We start from the raw sequence: 23,619 nt of genomic DNA on the forward strand, positions 1-23,619 counted from the left end.
TTGCGAAACCTCAGCGGTATTTGACGGTTTCGATCTTGTCGTTCTTGATCTCGATTTCGCGGAAGGTACCGGCAGATTCGCCCGCACCGATCAGCTCGACCGAGGACGCACCTTGATAGTCGATGTCCTTGCCTTCGGCGATCAGCTCAAGCGCCTTGCCAAGCTCGCCGGGAAGGATCTTTTCGCCCGGAGCATTGGCAACATCCATGACCTTGGTCTTGTAGACGGCCGGATCGGTCGAGTTGGCAGCAGCCATCGCCAGCATGATCAGCGCAGCCGCGTCATAGGCTTCGCCCGAGTAAACGCCCGACCCATCGAAGCCAGCGGCCTTGGCAGCGGCGAGGAACTTGTCCTTGCCTTCGCCTTCCGACGACGGCATCTGGCCGAACGAGCCGTTGATTTCCTTGCCGAAATCGGTTTCGAGCTTGCCGCCGACCATACCGTCGGGGAAGACGAAGGTGGAGAAAGCGCCGGTATCAAGCGCGCCGCGCAGGATGCCCGAACCGCCTTGGTCGACGTAGCCCGCGATCACGAGGGCTTCGCCACCGGCCGAGGCCAGCGCCGCGACTTCGGCCGAATAATCCGGCTTGCCGTCGTCATGCGCCGCGTTGATCGTGACCTTGCCGCCCTTGGCTTCGAAAGCCGCGGCGAAGCTGTCGGCGAGACCCTTGCCGTAGTCGTTGTTGGTGTAGGTCAGAGCGACCGACTTGATGCCGTGCTCCATGATCTCGTCGGTCATGACTTCGCCCTGACGCGCGTCCGACGGCGAGGTGCGGAAGAACAGGCCGTTGTCTTCAAGCGTCGACAGCGCGGGCGAGGTCGCCGAGGGCGAGATCATCACGACGCCTTTCGGCATGGCGACGTTTTGCAGCGAGGCGGTGGTTTCGCCCGAGCACATGCCGCCGACGATGCCTTTGACGCCATCGGCAGTGATCAGTTTTTCAACGGTCGCGGTGGCAGCGGCCGAATCGACGCAGGTGCTGTCCCCACGCACGCCCACGACGGTCGAGCCGCCCATGAACTTGCCCGAGTCCGAAACTTCCTTCATCGCCAACTCGGCACCCTGCGCCATCGCGGGCGACATCGATTCAAGCGGACCGGTGAAGCCGAGCGAGATGCCCAGTTTCACTTCGTCGGCAAAAGCACCACCGGCGGTCAGCGCCAGCGAGGCGGTTGCCAGGAGAAGCTTCTTCATGTGTTCACTCCCATGTTGGAACATTGTCCTGGCCGCGCAGGTTAGAACCGTAAACTGGAAAAGAAAATAGGCCACTTGGTCAAGTTTCGGTCGGAAGGGGCCTCATTTGCGCAACATTCTGACGCATCAATCCAAAAGATCGTCGTCCAGATCGTCCTCGGACAGAACCGCCTCGATCGCGGCATCCTCTTCCTCGCTGCCGCCCGAGGTGCCGCGTTCGCGATATGGCGTGGTCTGATAATGCGCGCGGTAGCATTTTGAGAAATGCGATGGGCTCGCGAAACCGCAGGCGAGGGCGACGTTGATCACGCTCATTTCCGTTTGCATCAACAGGTTACGCGCCTTTTGCAGGCGAATTTCCATATAGTAGCGCTTAGGGCTGCGGTTCAGGTAGCGGCGGAACAGCCGTTCGAGCTGGCGGGTGGACATGCCCACTTCCTCGGCCAGCTTTGCCGGGCTGATCGGCTCCTCGATGTTCGCTTCCATCCGGCCGATTACCTGCGCAAGCTTCGGATGTCGCACCCCGATCCGGGTCGGGATCGACAACCTTTGCGTGTCCTGATCGGTCCGGATCGAGTTGTAGATCAACTGATCGGCGACCGTATTGGCCAGCCCCTCGCCATGATCGCGCGCAATCTGCTTCAGCATCAGGTCGATCGAGGCGGTGCCCCCGGCCGACGTCAGACGGTTTCCATCGATCACGAAGACCGATTTCGTCAGTTTCACCCCCTCGAAATCCTCGAGGAAGCTGTCCTGATTCTCCCAGTGGATCGTCGCCCGCTTGCCGTCGAGCAGACCAGCCTTGGCCACAGCCCAGGCTCCGGTGCAGACGCCCCCCACCGCCGCGCCGCGACGAGCCTCGCGCCGCAGCCAGTTCAGGATCGGTTTCGTTGTCGCCTCGGCCACATCGATGCCGCCGCAGACCAGAACCGTGTCGTCGCGCGAAATCTCATCCAGGCCCATGTCGACACGCAGCACCGTGCCATTCGAACAGGTGACATCCTGCCCATCCTCCGAGGCCAGTTTCCAGTCGTAAAGTTTCAACCCCGAGACCTGATTGGCCAATCTCAGCGGTTCGATCGCGCTGGCGAAGGCCATCATGGTGAAACGATCGAGGAGCAGGAACACATAACGCCGTGACCGCTCGGGCGCGGTCAGGCGAACCGTCCCCTGCGAAGGGGCCGGACGGGTATGGGTGCGGGGAGCGTTTGAGGGCAGACGCATTTTGCGACTTCTTTCATGTCGTTTCGTGCACACAATCAGTCTTTGCGTCGCAGCGCAAGGGGGCCTTTGGGGCAGGGCAAGTTGCCTGCCAGTCTGCGGGACAGGTGTGAAAAACGGGTTTGTTCTATTTGGCGCACCGCTTTATAAGGCCCAGCGACGAAAAGCCCCGAAGGGAGTGGAAAATGGCCAAGGCATGGATGAAATCGGACTGGCGCGCGAAGCCGCGGGTGCAGATGCCGGATTATCCCGACGCCGCGGCCCTTGCCGCGGTCGAGGCGCAGCTGGGCAAGATGCCGCCGCTGGTCTTCGCGGGCGAAGCGCGGCGGCTGAAGGCTGATCTGGCCAAGGCCGCCAAGGGCGAGGCGTTCCTGCTGCAGGGCGGCGACTGCGCCGAGAGCTTCACCGAATTCCATGCCGACAATCTGCGCGACACTTTCAAGGTGCTGCTGCAGATGGCGATCGTGCTGACCTGGGGCGCGAAAGTGCCGGTGATCAAAGTCGGCCGGATGGCCGGTCAGTTCGCCAAGCCGCGCTCGGCGCCGACCGAAATGATCGGCGGGGTCGAATACCCGAGCTACCGCGGTGACATCGTGAACGGCTTCGAGGCGACGCAGGAGGCGCGGATCCCCGATCCGAAGCGCATGCTGCAGGCCTATACCCAGGCGGCGGCCTCGCTGAATCTGCTGCGGGCCTTCTCGACGGGCGGCTATGCCGACATTCACCGCGTGCAAAGCTGGATCGCCGGTTTCACCGACGAAGAGGATGCGGCGCGCTACCGGAAAGTGGCCGATCAGATCGCCGAGGCGATGGAGTTCATGGCGGCGGCCGGGGTGACCTCGGAAACCGCGCATGAGCTTGCGACGGTCGATTTCTACACCAGCCACGAAGCGCTGCTGCTGGAATACGAAGAGGCGCTGTGCCGGATCGACAGCACCACCGGCCTGCCGATCGCGGGCTCGGGGCATATGCTGTGGATCGGCGACCGCACGCGTCAGATCGACGGCGCGCATGTCGAATTCTGCCGCGGCGTGCAGAATCCGATCGGGCTGAAATGCGGTCCCTCGACCACCGAGGAAGACCTCAAGGTACTGATGTCGAAGCTCAATCCGGAGAACGAACCGGGCCGTCTGACGCTGATCGCACGCTTTGGTGCGGGCAAGACCGGCGATCACCTGCCGCGGCTCATCCGCACCGTTCAGGCCGAGGGCGCGCAGGTGCTTTGGACCTGTGATCCGATGCACGGCAACACCATCAAGTCGGCCTCGGGCTTCAAGACGCGGCCGTTTGAATCGGTGCTGCGCGAAGTGCGCGAGTTCTTTGCGATCCACAAGGCCGAGGCCACGATCCCGGGCGGCGTGCATTTCGAAATGACGGGCAAGGATGTGACCGAATGCACCGGCGGCGTGCGCGCGGTCTCGGACGAGGATCTGTCGAGCCGGTATCACACTGCGTGCGACCCGCGTCTGAACGCGAGCCAATCGCTGGAACTCGCCTTCCTTGTCGCCGAGGAACTGCAGAACCTGCGCGTGCAGAAGAAGAAGGCAGCAGGGCTTTAAGAGCGCCCCGCAAGTGCTTGGTTTAAAATAATAAGGCCCGGGGCACCCCGGGCCTTTCTTCATTCAATAGTTTGGAAAATGACTTGGGTCGCTCAAGCTTCACTTCACGATGCGGAACATCGCACGGCGCTCTTCGGGTGTCAGATCGTTCACAACCGGGCGCGAGGCTTGCGGCGCCGGAGTGGTGGTTGCGACCGGAGTTTTCGGCACCGAGAAGGTCGGCAGACGCTTGCCCAGACCGAAAGCCTCGGGGGTGACGGGTTTCGGCATCGGCGCCGTGGCGTGGGCACAGGGCGTGACGGGTTGCACATGCGCGGCATCGACGATGAAGCGGCGCGGCGTGCGGCCGATGCCTTGACCTTCGGCAACAAGGCAACCGAGGATTCGGGTCACGTCGCCCATGTCCGATTTCATCGGCAAGAGCAGCAGGCGGGCGGTCATCGGCGGCTTGCCGATCCCGGCTTCGGCGGTCAGCACGAGTTCCGCGATGGCCGGGCCCTGGAAGACGGCTTCGGTGGCGTCGGCAACGCGCTTGCGGCCTTCGGGGGTGAACATCGCGGTCAGCGGCATGCCGCGGATTTCCATGCCCATCAGATCATTCAGATGCATGCCAGCCAGACGGAAGCGGCCCATGCCGGGGGCGACGCGCTCGAGGATGAAGGCATATTCGAGTGCATTTTCCAGACCGCGCGGATCGATGTCGGAGCGGGCGGGAACATCGCGGCCAGCGCGGAGCCCTTCCCAATAGGCGCGCATCTGCGCCACGACCCGCCGACCGACGCCAGCCTGTCCAAGCCGAGCCACTTTTTCAACTGTGTCGAGTTCGCGGTCCATCGTCGTTTTTCCCGTGTTTGCGGCCTCAGCCGCGCCATCCCCAAGCAGCTTGCGCCGCCACTGTCCGTTGCAGCTTGCGCTGCTGTCCCCTGCACCCCCGGCCCGTGGCCCTCCGGGTCTTTCTGTTGACCCCGGGAGTGAAATCCTTACTGAAGTCTTAATACGCCTTTTTTCAGCCACAGGGGGAACTAAAGTCTTAAATGGTTAAGCCCGCCACACCTTCCCGCACGCTTCGGGGCCCGCTTTCGATGACCGGTTTCGCGTCCATATCCGGTTCAGGCCATGGCCACGACTGGCTGTGGGAGATCCGTTCGGTCAATGGCAAGGGGTTCGATCTGCGGCTGCGCCTGCCCGAAGTTGAGGGGCTGGAAGCGGCGACACGCGCGGCGCTTTCGCACCGGGTTTCACGTGGAAATATTCAGCTTTCCCTTAAGCTTGCACGGACTTCCGGAGGTGAGCGGCTGCGGCTGTCCGGGGCCGGTCTTGCGGCGGCGCTGAGTGCCTTGCGGGAGGTCGAGGAAGCCGCCCGTTTGCATGGCGTCAGTCTTGCACCGTCGCGGGCCACGGACCTGCTGTCGCTGCGCGGAGTGCTCGATCTTGGAGGGGCGGAAGAAGCAGAGCAAACACCTTTGCGGGGGGCCTTGTTAACGGATCTCGACCGGTTGCTGGTTGACTTCGTCGCAATGCGTGCGGCGGAAGGTGAGCAACTTGGTGGCATAATTGTGGCACAGATCGACCGAATCGCCGATCTGACCGAGCGGGCAGCCGAGGTTGCCGAGGCGCGACGGCCCGAAGTTGCGGCGACGTTGAAGGCATCTTTGGCGCGTGTTCTGGAAACTGGTGTCGATGCCCAAAGGGTTGCGCAGGAACTTGCGCTGCTTGCGGTCAAGGCGGATGTGACCGAGGAGATCGACCGGCTTCGCGCCCATGTGACGGCAGCCCGGGCGCTTTTGGCAGAAACTGGCCCGATCGGACGCAAGTTCGACTTTCTGACGCAGGAATTCGTGCGCGAATCAAATACGCTGTGCTCGAAATCGGGCTCGACGGCGTTGACCGCGATCGGGCTTGACCTGAAGCATGTCATCGACCAGATGCGCGAGCAGATTCAGAACGTGGAGTAAGTCATGCCCGAACTGCGCCGCCGGGGGCTGTTGATCATTCTGTCCTCGCCCTCGGGGGCGGGAAAATCGACGCTCGCGCGCAGGCTGATGGCCTGGGATTCGACGCTGTCGTTTTCAGTGTCGGCTACGACACGCAACCCGCGGCCGGGCGAGGAAGACGGGCGCGAGTATTATTTCCGCACCCGCGCCGAGTTCGAGGCGATGGTCGCGGCGGGGGACATGCTCGAACATGCCGAAGTTTTCGGCAATTTCTATGGCACGCCCTCGGCCCCGGTCGAGGCGCGGCTGGCCGAGGGCCGGGATGTGATTCTCGACATCGACTGGCAGGGCGGGCAGCAGGTGCGTCGCTCGCGCCTCGCGCAGGATGTGGTGTCGATCTTCATCCTGCCGCCCTCGATTGCCGATCTGGAGCGTCGGCTGCGGATGCGGGCGCAGGACAGTGACGAGGTGATCGCCGGACGGATGGCGAAGAGCCGGGACGAGATCAGCCATTGGGGCGAATATGATTACGTGGTGATCAACCGCGATGTGGCGGCGGCCGAAGCGGAGCTGGTGACGATTCTGCAAGCCGAGCGGGCACGCGCCGAGCGTCAGCCGGGGCTGACCGAATTCGTGCGCAGCCTGAACAAGGAGTTCGAAGCGCGATGATCTATGAACTCGACGGTGTGGCGCCGGTGCTGGGGCAGGGTGCCTGGGTGGCCCCGGACGCCAATCTGATCGGCAAGGTGGTGCTGGAGGCGTTCGCCTCGGTCTGGTTTGGCTGCACGCTGCGCGGCGACAACGAGGAGATTCGCGTCGGCGCGGGCACGAATGTGCAGGAAGCGGTGATCTGCCATACCGACATGGGCTTTCCGCTGGTAATCGGGGCGAATTGCACGATCGGTCATCGGGCGATGCTGCATGGCTGCACCATCGGCGAGGGCTCGCTGATCGGGATGGGCGCGACTGTGCTGAATGGCGCGAAGATCGGGCGGGGCTGTCTGATCGGCGCCGGGGCACTGATCACCGAAGGCAAGGAGATCCCAGATGGCTCCCTCGTCATGGGGGCACCCGGCAAGGTCGTGCGAGAACTTGATGCGACAGCGCAAGCCCGGCTTCTGAAATCGGCAGAGCATTACCGCGCCAATGCGGCGCGGTTTGCCAAGGGCCTTCGGCCGCTCTGATCAGTTCCAGGCGGGCGGCACCTCAAGAATGTCGAAGTCCCGCGGCCCCCAGATCTGACGCACCTCTGCGCAGACAATCGCGGTATTGGGCAGCGGCGGGGAATAGGCCCGCAGCGGGCCCTGATATCCAAGCCGGTCCAGAAGACGGGCAAGGTCGAGGATATCATGGCCCGGGCTGAACAGCGGTGACAGAACGACATCGGGCATGACGCGGGCAAGCATTTCGGCATCGATCATCGCCAAACGCGCGATCGTAATGTTTGCGCCCTGCACGCCACGCAGGGCGCGCGGTAAGGATTGCGACGGATCGACCACGAGAATACGACGACCTGTCAGGGAAAGCCCTGCTGCGTCAAGACGTTTTGTGCCTTTGGGAGCATCGATAGGCGGGGGCATTGCTCCATCCATTTTTACGATGGAAGTCCATCGCTTATGACAATTGATCCCGCGAATTTCGCAAAAGCTAGCCCCCTTCGCTTTTGCATGCGGCCTTGAACTTGGGTATCGTTTCCCCGAAGCTTCTTCGGGTCAAGTATTCGAAGCCTTAAGGTGACCGAAAAATGGCGGATTCGTCAACAATCTCATTGGCCGAGTCGCTACCGTTTCCGCTCTTGCTCGTGTCTCCCGCACAGCGTGTAATTCATGCCAACCCCGGGGCCGAGGCTCTGCTGGGGCGGGGACTGGCCGGACGCACGCTGGTCACGGTGCTGCGCCAGCCTGGGCTGGTCGAGGCCGTGGAAGCAGTGCTGACAGGTCAGGGGCGACAACAGGTCCGTTTGCGGCTTGGAGGCCCGGGTCAAGAAACGCAAGTTCTGGCGACGGTCGCTGCATTGGCAGAGGGGACTTTGGTGTTGACTTTCGAAGATCTGACCGCCGTCGAGAATGCCGAAGCCATGCGCCGGGACTTCGTTGCGAATGTCAGTCACGAATTGCGCACGCCGCTGACGGCCTTGATGGGCTTCGTCGAAACTTTGCGCGGGGCGGCGAAAGACGATCCGGTGGCGCGAGACCGCTTTCTGGCAATCATGGAGCGCGAAGCCGGACGGATGAACAGGTTGGTGGGTGATCTGCTGTCGCTCAGCCGTGTTGAAGCGGAGGAACGTCGCCGACCGACCACGGGCATCGACTTGGGGGCAGTGCTGCGCGGCGCCATGCAGGCCTTGGCGCCTTTGGCAGAAGCGCGGCAAGTTCGGCTGATCCGCGAAGGCTTGACCGAAGGTCTCAAGATACCAGCCGATCCGGATCAGTTGACCCAAGTCTTCACGAACTTGATCGAGAATGCGATCAAATATGGTGGCAGCGGTGGCGAGGTGCGGATTTCGGTCGATAAGATCGATTATGAGCCGGTCTTGAGGGGGGCCGCGCTACGGGTTGTAGTTGCCGATCGGGGTGAAGGCATTGATCCCATCCATCTCCCAAGGCTGACCGAGCGTTTTTATCGAATTGACACGCATCGTTCGAGGGAACAAGGCGGCACCGGGCTTGGTCTTGCGATCGTCAAGCACATCGTGTTGCGCCATCGCGGCCGGATGAAGATCGAAAGTGAAAAAGGTCAAGGCAGTAGGTTCCTGATCCTGCTTCCGGTGTCGTAATACATCAAGAGTTCCGGGGCTCTACCTTTGGCCCCGGAATATTTGCAGCAAGATTAAGAAGATAAGGATTGTTCCTTATCTTCACCGATCTCGTCAGCAGAGCCACACAAAACCATTGGGGCCCAGATTCACCACGCCATCCTCGACCGTTGCCGCCATCGCTGGCCCCGTTGGCGTGCCGATAATCCCCGTCAGGGTCACAGGCTCGGCTCCAAGATTGAAGAGGCAGGTAAGCCGTTCCGAAGCGGCTTCTCGCGTGAATCCGAGCACCGGATCGGGCAGATCAAGAAAACGCGTATGCCCCTCCTTCAGGGCCGAAGACGCACCTCGGAAGGCGAGCATTGCGCGATAGTGATGCAGGACAGAAGCGGGATCAACTTCCTGGGCCGCAACATTGCGCGCAAGCTGCGGGGCTTTCACCGGCAACCAAGGCTTGACCGCACTGAAACCACCATTCATCGCCCCATCCCAGACCATCGGTGTCCGGCAACCATCGCGCCCTTTGTTTTCGGGCCAGAAGCGAAGTCCGGGCGGATCGGTGAGTTCCTCGTAGACAAGATCGGTTTCTGTCTGCCCCAGCTCCTCTGCCTGGTAGAGACCAATCGTGCCTTGGAAGGAGGCGAGCATGGAAATGGCGAGCTTCGCAATCGCATCTTGCGCCCCGTGGCTTGCCCAACGCGTGACATGGCGATTCACATCATGATTGGAGAAGGACCAGGACGGCCACCCATCCGGAGCGCTCTTAAAGAAACCTTCAAGAACCTTCCGGAAATGTGCTGGAGTGAATTTGGGGCCAAGCATGTCGAAGCTGTAGGCCATGTGCAGGTGAGCATCACCTGAGGTGTAATCCGCCATCAAGCGCAATGCGCGGTGCGGCACTTCACCAACCTCACCAACCATGCAGCGGTTCTCGTACTCATCGAGAAGAGTGCGCATTCGCGCTATGAAATCAAGGTTTTCCGGCCTGTTCTTGTCATAGGCATGATCTTGCATGTCATAGGTCGAAAGCGGCGGCCAGCGTTCCGGATCAGGCGGCATCGGCGGGTTGTCGCGGAACTCTGCATCATGGATGTAGTAGTTCACCGTATCGAGCCGGAAACCGTCGACACCACGATCAAGCCAGAAACGCAAGACGTCGAGCATCTCGTCCTGAACCTCGGGGTTGCGCAGGTTCAGGTCTGGTTGCGAAATCAGGAAGTTGTGCAAATAATACTGACCGCGCTCTGGAGCCCATTCCCAAGACGAGCCACCAAAGACCGATTGCCAGTTGTTTGGCGGCGCCCCATCGGGTTTGGGATCGGCCCAGACATACCAATCGGCCTTAGAGCCACGCTTTTTCGAATCGACAAACCATGGATGGCGGTCCGATGAATGGCTTAACACCTGATCTATGATCACCTTGAGCCCAAGCTCATGGGCACGCGCCACAAGAGCATCAAAGTCCTCAAGTGTCCCAAATACCGGATCAATGTCGCGATAATCCGAAACGTCATACCCCATATCATCCATCGGAGAGCTGAAAATCGGGCTCAACCAGATCGAATCGACACCGAGGCTTGCTACATGGGGCAACCTTTCGGTGATGCCTTTCAGGTCTCCGATCCCGTCAGCATTCGAATCCTGAAAGCTGCGCGGATAAATCTGGTAGATCACCGCACCGCGCCACCAATCTCTGCCCATCGTCATCTCCGTGCCAATATATGAAGCAAGCATAGGCTCATTCCATGCCGCGGCAATGACATAGCGCGCAAAGGGGCGGGTTCGGCTTGACGGCGGCGGGACGGCATCCCATCAAGGGGGTGGGAGAACGAAGAAGGGTTTGACAGTGAGAGACGTAAGCGCGCCCAGCGTCGAGGCTTTCCGTACGGAAATCCTGCGGCATCTGACCTATTCCATGGGCAAGGATGCTGGCCATGCCTCGCTTTACGACTGGCGCATGGCTCTCAGCCTTGCGCTGCGTGATCACATTGTCGAGCCTTGGTTCGACGCAACTCGGCAAACCTACGAACAGGGGCGCAAACGGGTCTACTATCTTTCGATGGAGTTCCTGATCGGGCGGATGCTTGAGGATGCCGCGATCAACCTCGGCATGCGCGCGATTGCGCGAGAGGCGATCGAGGGATTGGGCCAGGAATGGCATCGAGTTGTCGAAGACGAGCCCGATGCGGCGCTCGGCAATGGCGGTCTTGGCCGCTTGGCGGCATGCTACATGGAGAGCATGGCCACGCTGGGGTGTGCTGGTTATGGGTATGGCATTCGTTACGAACACGGGCTTTTCCGTCAGTGGTTCGAAGGTGGACGCCAGGTCGAGACCCCGGAAGACTGGCTCAAGCAGCGCCATCCTTGGGAATTCGAACGCCCGGAAGTGTGTTATGAGATCGGTTTCAAAGGCACGGTCGAGATCACAAATGGTAAATCTATCTGGGTTCCGGCGGAAACGGTGATTGCAGAAGCCTATGACATGCCGGTTATTGGCTGGCACGGGCGTTGGGCAAACACCTTGCGGCTTTGGGCCGCGAAACCGACAACATTGTTTGATCTTGCTCGCTTCAATCACGGTGATTTCGCGGCTGCGGCCGAGCCAGAGGCGCTGGCGCGCACGCTCAGCCGGGTGCTTTATCCCGATGATACGACATTCCAAGGCAAGGAACTCCGACTGAAACAGGAATATTTCCTGACCTCGGCGGCGCTTCAGGACATCCTGCGCCGTCATCTGACAGCGGGTCTTTCTCTGACAGATCTCCCCGATCATATCGCGATTCAGATGAACGACACCCATCCGGCGATCGCAGGACCGGAGTTGATCCGGCTTCTCAGCGACGTGCACGGAATGAGCTTCGACGAGGCGCTTGAAATTGGCATCAAGTGCCTAGGCTATACCAACCATACTCTGCTGCCGGAGGCGCTCGAACGCTGGGCGACTTATCTCATGGGGTCGGTTCTGCCACGACACATGCAGATCATCGAGGCGATCGACGCTTGGCACCTGCGGATGAACCCGTCTCGGCCGCATTATGTGGGAATCGTGAAGCACCATGAAGTGCGGATGGGCGAGCTTGCTTTCATCACCTCGCACAAGGTGAACGGGGTGTCTGCGCTGCATACCGAGCTGGTGAAGAAGAACCTGTTCCCCGAACTCGACAAGCTGCATCCTGGGCGGATCATCAACCAGACCAACGGAGTCACACCGCGACGCTGGCTGCGGATGGCCAATCCAGCGCTTTCGCGGTTGATCTCCGAAGCTATTGGACATGGCTGGGAAGCCGATCTTGACAGGCTTCGAGAACTAGAAAAATTGAGCGAGGACAATGCGTTCCGCGACGAATTTGCAAAAGCGAAGCGAGAGAACAAGGTTGCTTTGGCGAAGTGGATTTCGGAGTCTCAGGGAGTGACGGTCAGCCCTGATGCGCTCTTCGACATTCAGGTCAAGCGTATCCATGAATACAAACGCCAACTTTTGAACATTCTGCAAACAATCGCGGAATGGCACGCGATCCGCTCGAATCCGACAGCCAATGTGGTTCCCCGGGTGAAGATATTCGGGGGCAAGGCGGCGCCCGGCTATCAGGCGGCGAAAGAGATTATCAGGCTCATCAATGACGTGGCGCGGGTGGTGAACAACGATCCGTATGTCGGGGATCGGCTCAAGATCATCTACCCGCCGAACTACAACGTTTCGATGGCTGAGCGTCTGATCCCGGCGGCTGATCTGTCCGAACAGATTTCGACCGCAGGCAAGGAAGCATCGGGCACGGGGAACATGAAGTTCGCCCTGAACGGCGCATTGACGATTGGAACACTCGATGGTGCCAATGTGGAAATCCGCAAGGAAGTCGGTGCGGAGAATTTCTTCTTGTTTGGCTTGACTGCAGAAGAGGTGATGGAACGTCGCAAGGATCCGGAGCATGCACGTCACGCCATTCTGAAAAGCCAGCCGCTACAGGATGTGCTGCAAATGATCGCAGAGGGGCGGTTCTCACCCGATGATCCGAGCCGCTATCATGGGCTCGTTCACAACATGTGGCATAGTGATTATTTCCTGGTGGCGTCTGATTTTGAAGCCTATCGCGATGCACAAATAGAGGTTGATCAGACCTTCTCCGAGGCTGAACGCTGGTGGAAAATGGCGATTTTGAACACGGCGCGGATGGGGTTTTTCTCCTCCGATCGCGCCATTCGTGGTTACATGACGGATATCTGGGGGACCGAATCCGCCCTGTGAGGTGAAGGAATGTCGATGATCTTGTCTGCCGAGGCGCTGGCGCTGGCCGAGGGCCGGCATGACGATCCTTTTTCTCTTCTGGGGTGGCACCAGACCGAGGGTGGTGGTCGTATCGTTGCTCTGGTTCCGGGGGCTGAACAAGTTTGGGCATTTGCCTCAGACACCGGGGCAGAAGTTGAACTCCGCCAGGTAACAAACGGACTATTCGAGGGAAAATGGGATAGCGGTAAATACCGCTTGCGTGCAAAAAATGCCCATTCCACTTGGGATTTCGAAGATGCTTACGCCTTCGGACCGGTGCTTGGAGAGATCGACGAATACCTGATCGGCGAGGGAACACACCGCCAACTTTGGCAGGTTCTCGGCGCGCATGTGATTTGGCATGAGGGCGTCCGCGGCGTTCATTTCGCAGTCTGGGCACCTTCCGCACGGCGGGTTTCCGTTGTCGGCAACTTCAACATCTGGGACGGGCGTCGGCATCAGATGCGGCGGCGCGGCGCGACCGGAGTTTGGGAAATCTTCATCCCGGGACTGATGTCGGGCGAGGTCTACAAATACGAAATCCTCTCTGCTGATGGAATTGTTCAACCTCTCAAAGCGGATCCGGTCGGATTTGGCGCCGAACACCCCCCGCAGACCGCTTCCCAAATTCGCGAGCTTGGTTTGCATCTATGGGGCGACGCAACATGGGTCAGCGGGCGGCAAAAGATTCACGACATCCACGCACCGATCTCGATTTATGAGGTGCATCTTGGTTCGTGGCGACGGGTTTGGGATCAGGGCGAACGTCCTCTCAGCTATTACGAGCTTGCGGGCCAGTTGATCGATTATGTCGTCGATATGGGGTTCACGCATATCGAACTCTTGCCAATAACTGAATTTCCGTTCGACGGATCTTGGGGGTATCAGCCTGTCGGGCTCTATGCACCGACGATCCGTCACGGACGACCAGAGGAATTTGCAGCTTTCGTCGACGCCGCCCATCGTCGTGGTGTCGGTGTGATCCTTGACTGGGTGCCGGGACATTTCCCGTCAGATGAACATGGGCTGCGGCGCTTTGATGGAACAGCACTTTATGAGCACGCTGACCCGAGAGAGGGTTTCCATCAGGATTGGAACACCCTGATCTACAATTACGGTCGGCGCGAAGTGAAGAATTTCCTTCTTGCCAATGCGCTCTTCTGGCTTGAGGAATACCATCTTGATGGACTTCGCGTGGATGCCGTGGCTTCCATGCTGTATCGTGATTACTCCCGCCGTGACGGCGAGTGGGTTCCCAATATTCACGGTGGCCGAGAAAACCTCGAAGCGATCGATTTTCTGAAATCTGTCAATGCCGAGGCTTATGGCGGAGCTCCTGGGATCATGACCGTTGCCGAGGAAAGCACAGCGTTTCCCGGTGTGACGCGACCGGTTCACATGGGAGGGTTGGGTTTCGGCTTCAAATGGAACATGGGCTGGATGAACGACAGTCTGCGCTACTTTGCGCGTGATCCAATCCACAGGCGCTGGCATCACAATGAACTTACTTTCGCGAGTTCATATACTTACAGTGAAAACTTCATCTTGCCGATCAGTCATGATGAAGTCGTACACGGCAAAGGCTCGATGCTTGCAAAGATGCCCGGAGACGGCTTGCAAAAGTTCGCAAACTTACGCGCGTTTTACGCGTTCCAATGGGCGCATCCTGGCAAGAAGCTTCTGTTCATGGGACAGGAATTCGCCCAAGGGCGGGAGTGGGCGTATCAAGGAGAGCTCGAATGGCAATTGCTTGGAGATCCGTTGCATCGAGGCATGCAGGCGCTCGTGCGGGATTTGAACAAGCTTTACCGCGAAACTCCGGCGCTGCATTGGGGGGACTGCGACCCCTCGGGTTTCGAATGGATCGAGGCAGATGACGCCGAGAATTCGGTTTATGTCTTCGAACGCAGAGCGCCCGGTGCAGATCCTGTGATCGTAGCAGCGAACCTGACCCCGATTGATCGCACCTATCGCATTGGTCTGTCACAGGCGGGAACCTGGTGTGAGATATTCAATTCAGACAGCGGTTATTACGGGGGCGCAAACTGGGGCAATCTCGGAGCGATCGAAGCTGAGGAGATTGCAACAGCCCGCCGTCCGTTCAGTGCTGAAGTTTATCTGCCGCCACTCTCCGTGGTGATGTTCACGCCTGCTTGAGGCGTAAGGGAGGAAGAGAATGAAACCGCAACCGAACCAGAGGCTTTCGTCACAAGCCATGGCTTTCGTTCTGGCGGGTGGTCGGGGGAGCCGCCTGAAAGAGCTGACCGATCGGCGTGCGAAACCTGCGGTCTACTTTGGCGGCAAGACCCGGATCATCGACTTTGCCCTGTCGAATGCGTTGAACTCGGGCATTCGGAAAATGGCGATCGCGACACAATACAAGGCGCACAGCCTCATTCGTCACATGCAGCGCGGCTGGAACTTCTTCCGGGCAGAACGCAATGAATATCTTGACATTCTTCCGGCAAGTCAGCGCATCGACGAAAGCAAATGGTATCTCGGCACGGCCGACGCGGTCGCGCAGAACATCGACATTATCGAGGATTATAACGTCAAATATGTGATTATTTTGGCCGGCGATCACATCTATAAGATGGACTATGAGGTTATGTTGCTGCAGCATGTGCTGAGCAAAGCCGACGTGACGATTGGCTGTCTCACCGTTCCCCGCTCCGAAGCTTCGGCATTCGGTTGTATGGCGGTCGACAAGACTGGCCGCATCACCGACTTCATCGAGAAACCTGCCAATCCACCCAGCCTTCCGGAGGATCCGACCCACTCACTCGTCTCGATGGGGATTTACGTGTTTGATTGGGTGTTCCTACGCGAACTACTGATCCGCGACGCCGAGGATCCGCACTCAAGTCACGATTTCGGTCATGACCTGATCCCGCAAATCGTGAAATACGGCAAGGCCATGGCGCATCGGTTCTCGGAGAGTTGTGTCACCTCGGGTTTGGAGCACGAACCCTATTGGCGCGACGTAGGGACCATCGATGCCTTCTGGCAAGCCAATATCGATCTGACCGAATTCACGCCGAAGCTCGATCTTTATGACAACGCTTGGCCGATCTGGACCTATGCCGAGATCGTACCGCCCGCGAAGTTCATTCATGATGAGGATGGGCGCCGCGGCAGTGCTGTCTCTTCGCTGGTTTCGGGGGACTGCATCGTTTCCGGGTCCGAGGTTCGGAATTCGCTTCTTTTCACAGGATGTCGCGCACACAGTTGGTCGATGCTCCAGCATGTCGTTGCCTTGCCCTATGCTGATATTGGGGAACGGGCGCAGCTGACGAATTGCGTCATCGATCGCGGCGTGAAGGTTCCGCCTGGCCTCGTTGTCGGTGAGGATCCGGAGGAAGATGCAAAGTGGTTCCGCCGCACCGAGGGAGGAATCGTGCTGATCACGCAAAGCATGATTGACGCCCGCGCTGCTATATTGGAGTGAAGTGGCCCGGACGCAGGTCCGCGCCGGAAATTGATGGGCAGGAAGAGGTGGACGGGGATGAAACACGTTCTTTCCGTTGCTTCAGAGGCGGTTCCGTTGGTCAAGACCGGTGGACTTGCCGATGTAGTCGGGGCTTTGCCCGAAGCGCTGGCGGGGCAGGGCTGGGAGATGCGGGTGATGATCCCCGCTTATCGCGGCGTGATTGATCGGCTGAAGAAAACCAAAGTGGTCTGGAGGGATCCAGACCTTTATGGTGCTCCGGCGGAACTGCATCTTGGAAAGCACGGCGCTTTGGAGGTCATGGCCCTCCATGCCCCGCATCTTTATGACCGTGCAGGCGGGCCGTATTCAGATATCCGTGGGGATTTCGGAGACAATGCCGAGCGTTTCGCCGCTCTGTGCTGGGCAGCTGCCGCGGTTGCTCGGGACGGCGCGGGGGATTGGCGGCCCGATCTCCTTCATGCGCATGACTGGCAGGGCGCGCTCGCTCCGGCTTACCTCCGCTACGCCGGATCATCGCTGCCAACTGTGATGACGATTCACAACATAGCATTTCAGGGCCGTGTGGGGGCCGAAAAGATGGCAACCTTGCGGCTGCCTCGCGAGGCATTTCACCGGGAGGGATACGAATTCTGGGGCGACATCTCGACTCTGAAGGCCGGACTGACAACGGCAGATGCGATCACGACTGTGAGCCCCCGTTACGCCGAAGAACTGATGCGGGGCGAATATGGTCAGGGGCTGGAGGGAGTCATCGCTGCGCGCGCGGGCGTGGTTATGGGCATCCTCAATGGCATTGATGAGACTGTCTGGAATCCCCAGAGCGATCCGGACTGCATTCCCTTCTCCGCGAGTACACTTTCCGCAAAATCAAAGAATCGCAAAGTGTTGCAGTCCGAGTTTCAACTTGAGAGCAAGATCGATGGCCCGCTGGTGATCCTTGTTTCCCGGCTTACGGCACAAAAGGGGATAGACCTTTTGCCCGCTGCCGTAGAAGAGCTTGTCGCGCAAGGCGGCGCTCTCGCATTGCTAGGTTCCGGAGATGGCTGGGCAGAGGAACTGGTGCGGGGATTGGCTGCGCGCTTCCCTGGCCGTGTCGGGGTTCGGATTGGCTATGATGAGGCTCTGAGCCATCGCATGTTTGCGGGAGGGGATGCAGTGCTCGTCCCATCTCGCTTCGAGCCTTGCGGCCTAACCCAGCTTTATGGGTTGCGTTACGGTTGCCTGCCCATTGTTGCCGCGGTCGGAGGTCTGGTCGATACGGTGATCGGAGCGTCTCCTGCAACTCTCTCCGCGCAGGCGGCAACGGGCGTCGTGTTCCACCCGGTCGATGCCTTGGCCTTGCGGCAAGCGACCCGGCGTTTGTGCGACCTACATGCAGATCGCAGGACCTGGACCGCGATGATGAAGCGCGCCATGAAATCCGAGCTTGGCTGGGCGAACTCTGCTGCCCGTTACGCCGCACTTTATGAACGGCTGATCGCGCAATGAGGATTGGACCGGGCAGACCTGAAATCCTCGGGGCGGTTCCGGTCTGCGGCGGCGTCAACTTCGCGCTGTTTTCAGCTCATGCCGAGAAGGTTGAACTCTGCCTTTTCGAAGGTGAGCGGGAAATCCGCCTGCCTCTTCCTGAGCGCGCCGGGGATGTCTGGCACGGTTTTGTTCCCGGCGCAAAAAACGGGGCAGAATATGGATATCGGGTCTATGGCCCTTGGGCCCCCGAGATAGGGCATCGTTTCAACCCCTCAAAGCTTCTGGTCGATCCCTATGCGCGCGCATTGTCGCGTCCGCTGATCTGGAGCCAACAGATGCAGGGGGGAGTCGGGTCTACTCGACCTGACCGGCGCGACTCCGCATCGGCCACGGCACGCGGAATTGTTTGCGAAATCATCAAACCGCATTGGGAGCGACCATCAAGGTCATGGTCTCAAACGGTTATTTATGAGGCCCATGTCCGCGGGCTGACAATGCAACACCCGGAAATTCCGGCATCTATGCGCGGAACTTATGATGCGATTACAGCGCCGCCGATCATCGCGCATCTCAAGCGCCTTGGCGTGACTGCACTGGAATTGCTCCCGGTTTTCGCATTCATTGATGATCGTTTTCTGGTCGAAAAGGGCCTGCGCAACTATTGGGGCTATCAGCCGATCGGGTTCATGGCGCCCGATCCGCGATATGGCAATCGCGAAAGTTTTCGCACGATGGTCAGAGCCCTGCATGCTGCCGGGATCGAAGTGATCCTGGATGTTGTTTTCAATCATGCGGGCGAGGGGGATGGTATGGGGCCGACCGTCAGCCTGCGCGGAATTGACAACACGTCCTATTACAGGTTGTGTGAAGGTGGGCGCTCCTATGTGAACGACACGGGCACGGGCAACACGCTCAACTTGGCGCATCCCATGGTGCTGCGTCTTGTGACCGATGCCCTGCGCCACTGGGTTGATGAGATGGGAGTCGATGGATTCCGCTTTGACTTGGCCACAACGCTTGGACGCGCGTCCACGGGCGAATTCAAGGAACTGGCGTCCCTGATTTCGGCGATCCGTCAAGATCCGGTTCTGAATGCAGTGAAACTGATTGCAGAACCGTGGGACATCGGTCCGGGCGGCTATCGTCTCGGGGGCTTTCCCTATCCCTTCGTGGAATGGAACGACCGATTTCGCGACGGCGTTCGGCAGTTCTGGCGTGGCGATGCGGGTCAGATTCCCGAGCTTGCCCGCCGGTTCGCAGGCTCTGCCGAGATCTTCGATACGCGTGGACGGACGGCCACAACCTCGGTGAATTTTCTGACTGCACATGATGGTTTCACCTTGCATGATCTTGTTTCATATAATGAAAAAAGAAATGAGGCGAATGGAGAAAACAACCGTGATGGGCACAATGCGAATTTCTCACAGGCTTTGCCGGACGATGCCTCCAAAGCTGCACGCAAACGGGCCATGCTTGCCACACTGATGATTTCGCAAGGGGTGCCAATGCTCCTTTCCGGGGACGAGTTTGGAAACTCTCAGGGCGGCAACAATAATGCTTATGCGCAAGACAATCCGATTGGCTGGGTCGATTGGCCAAATGCGGATGATGAGCTTGTTGACTTCGTTGCCCGTCTGGTACGACTGCGCCGCGATCATCCGGTGCTGCGGCAGACGCGTTTTCTTCATGCCAAGGTCCGTGCGCAAGACGGGATCCGTGATCTGATATGGAGGTTGCCATCCGGGGCTGAGTTGTCCTCGCAAGATTGGCACGATTCGCATTCACGCTGCCTCTGTGCCGAGGTTCGGGGGGCGGCAGAAGGGCAGCCGGGTCTTGCCGCACAGGAAGCGATGTTTGCCGTCTTCAACGCAGGAGGTACGCTTGAGGTGCATCTGCCCGAGGGGGACTGGCGCCTTCTCGTAGATACGGCGGATCCAGCGCGCCCAGAGGCCCTCCATCCCGCTGCGGTGACTTGCGTTGCCGCCCAATCCGTTCAACTGTTCATCCGATCGACTGCACGGCAGGAGCCACGTTCATGACCATTCATTCGACCCGCCCTTTCGAGGGACAAAAACCCGGCACATCCGGGTTGCGCAAGAAGACGCAAGTCTTCATGCAAAATGGGTATCTTGAGAATTTCGTTCAATGCACTTTTGACGCTATCGGCGGGATTATCGGCAAGACTCTCGTTCTTGGCGGTGACGGTCGTTACTTCGGTATCGAGGCTGCACAAGTGATCCTGAAGATGGCCGCAGCGGGCGGAGCGGAACGCATGATCGTAGGGCAGGGCGCCTGGCTTTCGACGCCTGCAGCCTCAAACCTGATCCGCCTCCGCAAGGCGGATGGGGGCATCATCCTTTCGGCCAGCCACAACCCGGGCGGCCCCAATGAGGATTTCGGGGTGAAATACAACATGGCCAACGGTGGTCCTGCCCCCGAGGCCGTGACAGAGGCGATCTTTGCGCGGACAAGGGAGATAAATTCTTATCGCAAACTCGATGCACCGGATATCAATCTGACAATGGTCGGCGAGAGTCTTCTGGGGGAGATGGTCGTCGAGGTTGTAGACCCCGTCTCCGCCTACGCCGACATGATGGAAGAGATATTCGATTTCAAAGCGTTGCGAGGCATTTTTCACGAAGGCTTTACGATGCGCATGGACAGCATGTGCGCCATTACCGGGCCCTACGCAGTCGAGATCCTCGAAAATCGTCTCGGTGCTGCAAAAGGCACAGTGGTCCATGAACAGCCACTGCCCGACTTTGGTGGAATGCACCCGGACCCGAACCCGACTTGGGCTCATGACCTGATGAGCGCGATGATGGGGCCGAATTCCCCCGATTTCGGGGCAGCCTCTGACGGAGACGGGGACCGGAACATGATCGTCGGACGCGGCATCTATGTGTCGCCATCCGACAGTCTCGCCGTTATCGCAGCCAATGCTCATCTGGTTCCCGGTTATGCGCAGGGGTTGAAGGGCGTGGCCCGCTCAATGCCGACCTCCGCTGCGGTCGATCGGGTTGCCAAGGCACTCAAACTCGACTGCTACGAGACACCGACAGGCTGGAAATTCTTCGGAAATCTCATGGACGCAGGCCGCGTCAGTCTGTGCGGCGAAGAAAGCTTCGGAACCGGCTCTGATCACGTTCGAGAAAAGGATGGTCTTTGGGCGGTCCTGATGTGGCTCAACATCATCGCGTCGCGCGGCATGGGCGTTGCCGAGATCATGGCCGATCACTGGGAAACCTATGGTCGGAACTACTATTCGCGCCACGATTACGAGGCGCTTCCGATCGACGTCGCCAATGCGATGCTCACCGATCTGCGTGATCGGCTTGGTGCGCTGAAAGGCATCCAAGTTCAGGGACTTGTCATCGTGGATGCGGATGAGTTCAGTTATACTGACCCGGTCGATGGGTCGGTCTCGGCGCATCAGGGGTTCCGCATTCTGTTCGAAGGTGGCTCGCGTGCGGTGTTGCGTCTTTCTGGAACCGGCACAGAGGGGGCAACGCTGCGCGTCTATCTTGAACGCTATGCGGCTGGACCGGAAGGCCTGACCGAGGAGCCGCAAGAAGCTTTGGCGCCGATCATTGCCGCGACTGAAGAAATTGTCGGCATCAAGGCCCGAACGGGGCGCAAAGGCCCGGATGTGATTACCTGAGCTTCGAACCAAAGCGCCGCCACCGGGAGGGAGGCGGCGCTTTGACAATTATCGCAGCATATCGATAAGTCCGATAATCGGTATTATGTAAAAATTACGGGATCAAAACTGTGCATCCGGTAGTTTTTCTCGCCTCCAGCGCAGTATGCGCAGCCGCGACATCTTCCAAAGCGTAGCGTTGACCAATCTCGACCTTGATCTTGCCCGACAGGACCAGATCGAACAGCTCACTGCTGGCCTTTGGCAACCAACCCGGTTGCATGGTGTGATGGAAAAGCGTTGGCCGCGTGAGACGCAACGACCCACGCGAAAGATCGGTGATACGGAAATCCAGCGCCGGTCCCGAACTTTGACCGAAGCTGACAAGCGTCCCGAAGGTTTCAAGCACCTCAAGCGATTTCTTCACGGTCACCGCACCAACGGAATCGTAAACCGCCTTCACCCCCTTGCCGTTGGTCAGACTCATCGTCTCGGCGACAAAATCCTTGGTCTTGTAGTCGATTACCGCGTCATAGCCATGCGCCAGCGCCAGCGCACATTTCTCGGCCGTACCCGCGGTGCCGATCGCACGCACCCCCCTGTGCTTCAACCATTGCCCGGCCAACAGTCCGACGCCGCCCGCCGCAGCATGCACCAGAACGCAATCGCCTGCATGCACCGGATAGGAATGGTGGATCAGGTAATGCACGGTCAGCCCCTTGAGCATCACCGCTGCCGCGATCTCGTCGCTGATCCCGTCAGGAATGGGCACCAGCTGATCGGCCGCAATCACGCGATGACTGGCATAGGCGCCATTGCGCACCGTATAGGCGACGCGCAGGCCCACCGGCAGATCGACCCCGACACCGACCGCCTCGATCACACCCGCGGCTTCGCCCCCGGTGACCAGATCTGAGGGCACACCCCACGGATAAAGCCCGGTGCGGAAATAGACGTCGATGTAGTTCAGACCGATCGCGGTCTGGCGCAAAGTCACCTCGCCCGGCCCGGGCTGCGGCACTTCGCGCTCGACACGGCGAAAGTTCTCGACCCCGCCCGGGGCGGTGACGACCATGGCATAGCTCATTGCATTCTCCTTCCGACCAACGGTCGCGGTCCCAAACCAACCCCTGATCGCGCCCCGTTTCAAACCAGAATGAACCTGCGTTCAAGATGCGTCAATCATGGGAATCGTAGGGAAATAGCTGCCCCGAAGCGCCAGGATCGCTTCCCACAATCGCTCGGCCACCGGACGCGGCACCTCGTCCTCGCGCCGGACCATGAACCAGTTGCGTACGATCGGCAGCCCCGGCGCCGACAGTTCCACAAGTCGCCCCGAGCCCAGCTCCTCGGTCACCGTGTGCAAGCTGAGAAAGGCAATGCCCAAGCCCGCCATCACCGCCTGCTTGATCGTCTCGTTGCTCTCCATTTCCATCGTCTCGAAGGCACGCCCGTCCGCCACCCGGTCCAGCCAGCGCTCCATCAGGATGCGCGTCCCCGAGCCCGGTTCGCGCGTCAAAAACACCTCGTCGAGCAGCGCATCGGCGCTGACCCCCTGCCCTAGCAGCCGATGTCCCGGCGGCACCACTACCGTATGCGGATGCGGCCCGAGCGTCTCAGCCATAACTGTCGGACGGCGCGGCGGCCGCCCCATGATCGCAATTTCAAAGGCACCACGTTCCAGCCCTTCGATCGTGGTTTCTCGGTTGCCCACCCGCAGCGCCACTTCGATGTCCGGGTGCGAAAGACTCAGGGCCTTGACCAGCCTTGGCGCGAAATATTTTGCCGTCGAGACCACGCCCAGCGTCACCCGGCCGGTTTTCCCGCGTGATAGCGCTGCCAGATCGGCCCCGGCCTGCGACAAAGCGTCTTCGATCCGCTTTGCCGCCGCCAGCATCGTATGGCCTGCATCGGTCAGATCAGAGCCCGCGCCATCAGCCGCGCGCTGCAAAAGACGAACCTGAACTGCATCCTCCAAGCCCTTGATTTGCGTATGAATTGCTGGCGTCGTCAAGCCAAGCGCCTGTCCTGCGGCGGTTAGCGAGCCCCATTTTGCAACCGCCCTCAGCGCGCGCAGTTGCTTCATCGTGATCCCGTCCAGCCGGACCATGTTAAATTTTCCTGAAAGCG

18 protein-coding genes are annotated in these 23,619 nt (G+C 59.6%); 11 read left to right on the forward strand and 7 right to left on the reverse strand.

Annotated elements, in window-relative coordinates:
- Positions 1 to 10: 10 nt before the first annotated feature.
- Both ACTTAI_RS11085 and ACTTAI_RS11090 read right to left on the reverse strand, forming a co-directional pair.
- Positions 11 to 1,195 carry an ABC transporter substrate-binding protein gene (locus ACTTAI_RS11085; RefSeq protein ID WP_444451587.1) on the reverse strand — a complete coding sequence of 395 codons (1,185 nt, stop codon included), beginning with the start codon at positions 1,193 to 1,195 and terminating at the stop codon, positions 11 to 13.
- A 126-nt stretch (positions 1,196 to 1,321) separates the two neighbouring features.
- Entirely contained in the window at positions 1,322 to 2,419 is a 1,098-nt protein-coding gene (locus ACTTAI_RS11090) for a GlxA family transcriptional regulator (RefSeq protein WP_444451589.1), read from the reverse strand.
- A 182-nt stretch (positions 2,420 to 2,601) separates the two neighbouring features.
- Here ACTTAI_RS11090 and ACTTAI_RS11095 point away from each other — a divergent pair, with 182 nt between their 5' ends.
- Positions 2,602 to 3,975: a class II 3-deoxy-7-phosphoheptulonate synthase gene (locus ACTTAI_RS11095; protein WP_444451591.1), complete on the forward strand. Its 1,374-nt coding sequence runs from the start codon at positions 2,602 to 2,604 to the stop codon at positions 3,973 to 3,975.
- A gap of 99 nt (positions 3,976 to 4,074) precedes the next feature.
- On the opposite strand, the gene ACTTAI_RS11100 is transcribed toward ACTTAI_RS11095, so the two are convergent.
- A complete protein-coding gene (locus ACTTAI_RS11100; RefSeq protein WP_444451593.1) occupies positions 4,075 to 4,809 on the reverse strand; it encodes a PAS domain-containing protein in 735 nt (244 codons plus the stop codon).
- A gap of 248 nt (positions 4,810 to 5,057) precedes the next feature.
- Here ACTTAI_RS11100 and ACTTAI_RS11105 point away from each other — a divergent pair, with 248 nt between their 5' ends.
- The 3 genes from ACTTAI_RS11105 to ACTTAI_RS11115 are packed head-to-tail and all read left to right on the forward strand — an operon-like array spanning position 5,058 to position 7,093.
- A complete protein-coding gene (locus tag ACTTAI_RS11105; RefSeq protein WP_444451595.1) occupies positions 5,058 to 5,930 on the forward strand; it encodes a YicC/YloC family endoribonuclease in 873 nt (290 codons plus the stop codon).
- Between the two features lie 12 nt (positions 5,931 to 5,942).
- On the forward strand, positions 5,943 to 6,578 hold the full coding sequence (gene gmk, locus ACTTAI_RS11110) for a guanylate kinase (protein WP_444455741.1): 636 nt from the start codon (positions 5,943 to 5,945) through the stop codon (positions 6,576 to 6,578).
- Positions 6,575 to 7,093, forward strand: a complete 519-nt coding sequence (locus tag ACTTAI_RS11115) for a gamma carbonic anhydrase family protein (protein ID WP_444451597.1) — start codon at positions 6,575 to 6,577, stop codon at positions 7,091 to 7,093. Before gmk ends, ACTTAI_RS11115 begins: the two co-directional genes overlap by 4 nt.
- Here ACTTAI_RS11115 and ACTTAI_RS11120 read toward each other — a convergent pair whose 3' ends face one another.
- The gene (locus ACTTAI_RS11120) at positions 7,094 to 7,330 is read right to left on the reverse strand and encodes a hypothetical protein (RefSeq protein WP_444451599.1); all 237 of its coding nucleotides are present in this window, start codon (positions 7,328 to 7,330) and stop codon (positions 7,094 to 7,096) included.
- Between the two features lie 323 nt (positions 7,331 to 7,653).
- Between ACTTAI_RS11120 and ACTTAI_RS11125 the strand changes: the two genes are divergently transcribed.
- Positions 7,654 to 8,685 (forward strand): sensor histidine kinase, encoded by a 1,032-nt coding sequence (locus ACTTAI_RS11125; protein WP_444451601.1) that lies wholly within the window; start codon positions 7,654 to 7,656, stop codon positions 8,683 to 8,685.
- A gap of 93 nt (positions 8,686 to 8,778) precedes the next feature.
- On the opposite strand, the gene ACTTAI_RS11130 is transcribed toward ACTTAI_RS11125, so the two are convergent.
- Positions 8,779 to 10,365 carry an alpha-glucosidase gene (locus tag ACTTAI_RS11130; RefSeq protein ID WP_444451603.1) on the reverse strand — a complete coding sequence of 529 codons (1,587 nt, stop codon included), beginning with the start codon at positions 10,363 to 10,365 and terminating at the stop codon, positions 8,779 to 8,781.
- Between the two features lie 139 nt (positions 10,366 to 10,504).
- Here ACTTAI_RS11130 and ACTTAI_RS11135 point away from each other — a divergent pair, with 139 nt between their 5' ends.
- Genes ACTTAI_RS11135 through ACTTAI_RS11160 form a run of 6 tightly spaced genes read left to right on the forward strand, consistent with a single transcriptional unit; the run spans position 10,505 to position 21,510 of the window.
- A complete protein-coding gene (locus ACTTAI_RS11135) occupies positions 10,505 to 12,907 on the forward strand; it encodes a glycogen/starch/alpha-glucan phosphorylase (protein WP_444451605.1) in 2,403 nt (800 codons plus the stop codon).
- A 9-nt stretch (positions 12,908 to 12,916) separates the two neighbouring features.
- Positions 12,917 to 15,085 (forward strand): 1,4-alpha-glucan branching protein GlgB, encoded by a 2,169-nt coding sequence (gene glgB, locus ACTTAI_RS11140; RefSeq protein ID WP_444451606.1) that lies wholly within the window; start codon positions 12,917 to 12,919, stop codon positions 15,083 to 15,085.
- A gap of 19 nt (positions 15,086 to 15,104) precedes the next feature.
- A complete protein-coding gene (gene glgC / locus ACTTAI_RS11145; RefSeq protein ID WP_444451608.1) occupies positions 15,105 to 16,376 on the forward strand; it encodes a glucose-1-phosphate adenylyltransferase in 1,272 nt (423 codons plus the stop codon).
- 57 nt (positions 16,377 to 16,433) lie between these two features.
- Entirely contained in the window at positions 16,434 to 17,867 is a 1,434-nt protein-coding gene (gene glgA, locus ACTTAI_RS11150) for a glycogen synthase GlgA (RefSeq protein WP_444451610.1), read from the forward strand.
- Positions 17,864 to 19,888: a glycogen debranching protein GlgX gene (glgX, locus tag ACTTAI_RS11155; RefSeq protein ID WP_444451612.1), complete on the forward strand. Its 2,025-nt coding sequence runs from the start codon at positions 17,864 to 17,866 to the stop codon at positions 19,886 to 19,888. The genes glgA and glgX overlap by 4 nt, the downstream gene beginning before the upstream one ends.
- Positions 19,885 to 21,510 (forward strand): alpha-D-glucose phosphate-specific phosphoglucomutase, encoded by a 1,626-nt coding sequence (locus ACTTAI_RS11160; protein ID WP_444451614.1) that lies wholly within the window; start codon positions 19,885 to 19,887, stop codon positions 21,508 to 21,510. The genes glgX and ACTTAI_RS11160 overlap by 4 nt, the downstream gene beginning before the upstream one ends.
- A 94-nt stretch (positions 21,511 to 21,604) precedes the next feature.
- Here ACTTAI_RS11160 and ACTTAI_RS11165 read toward each other — a convergent pair whose 3' ends face one another.
- Both ACTTAI_RS11165 and cbbR read right to left on the reverse strand, forming a co-directional pair.
- On the reverse strand, positions 21,605 to 22,576 hold the full coding sequence (locus tag ACTTAI_RS11165) for a quinone oxidoreductase family protein (RefSeq protein ID WP_444451616.1): 972 nt from the start codon (positions 22,574 to 22,576) through the stop codon (positions 21,605 to 21,607).
- Positions 22,577 to 22,657: 81 nt separating this feature from the next.
- On the reverse strand, positions 22,658 to 23,599 hold the full coding sequence (gene cbbR, locus ACTTAI_RS11170; RefSeq protein ID WP_444451618.1) for a LysR family regulator CbbR: 942 nt from the start codon (positions 23,597 to 23,599) through the stop codon (positions 22,658 to 22,660).
- Between the last annotated feature and the right edge of the window lie 20 nt (positions 23,600 to 23,619).

Source organism: Rhodobacter capsulatus, assembly GCF_052363175.1.
GTDB classification, from domain to species: Bacteria; Pseudomonadota; Alphaproteobacteria; order Rhodobacterales; family Rhodobacteraceae; genus Rhodobacter; species Rhodobacter capsulatus_D.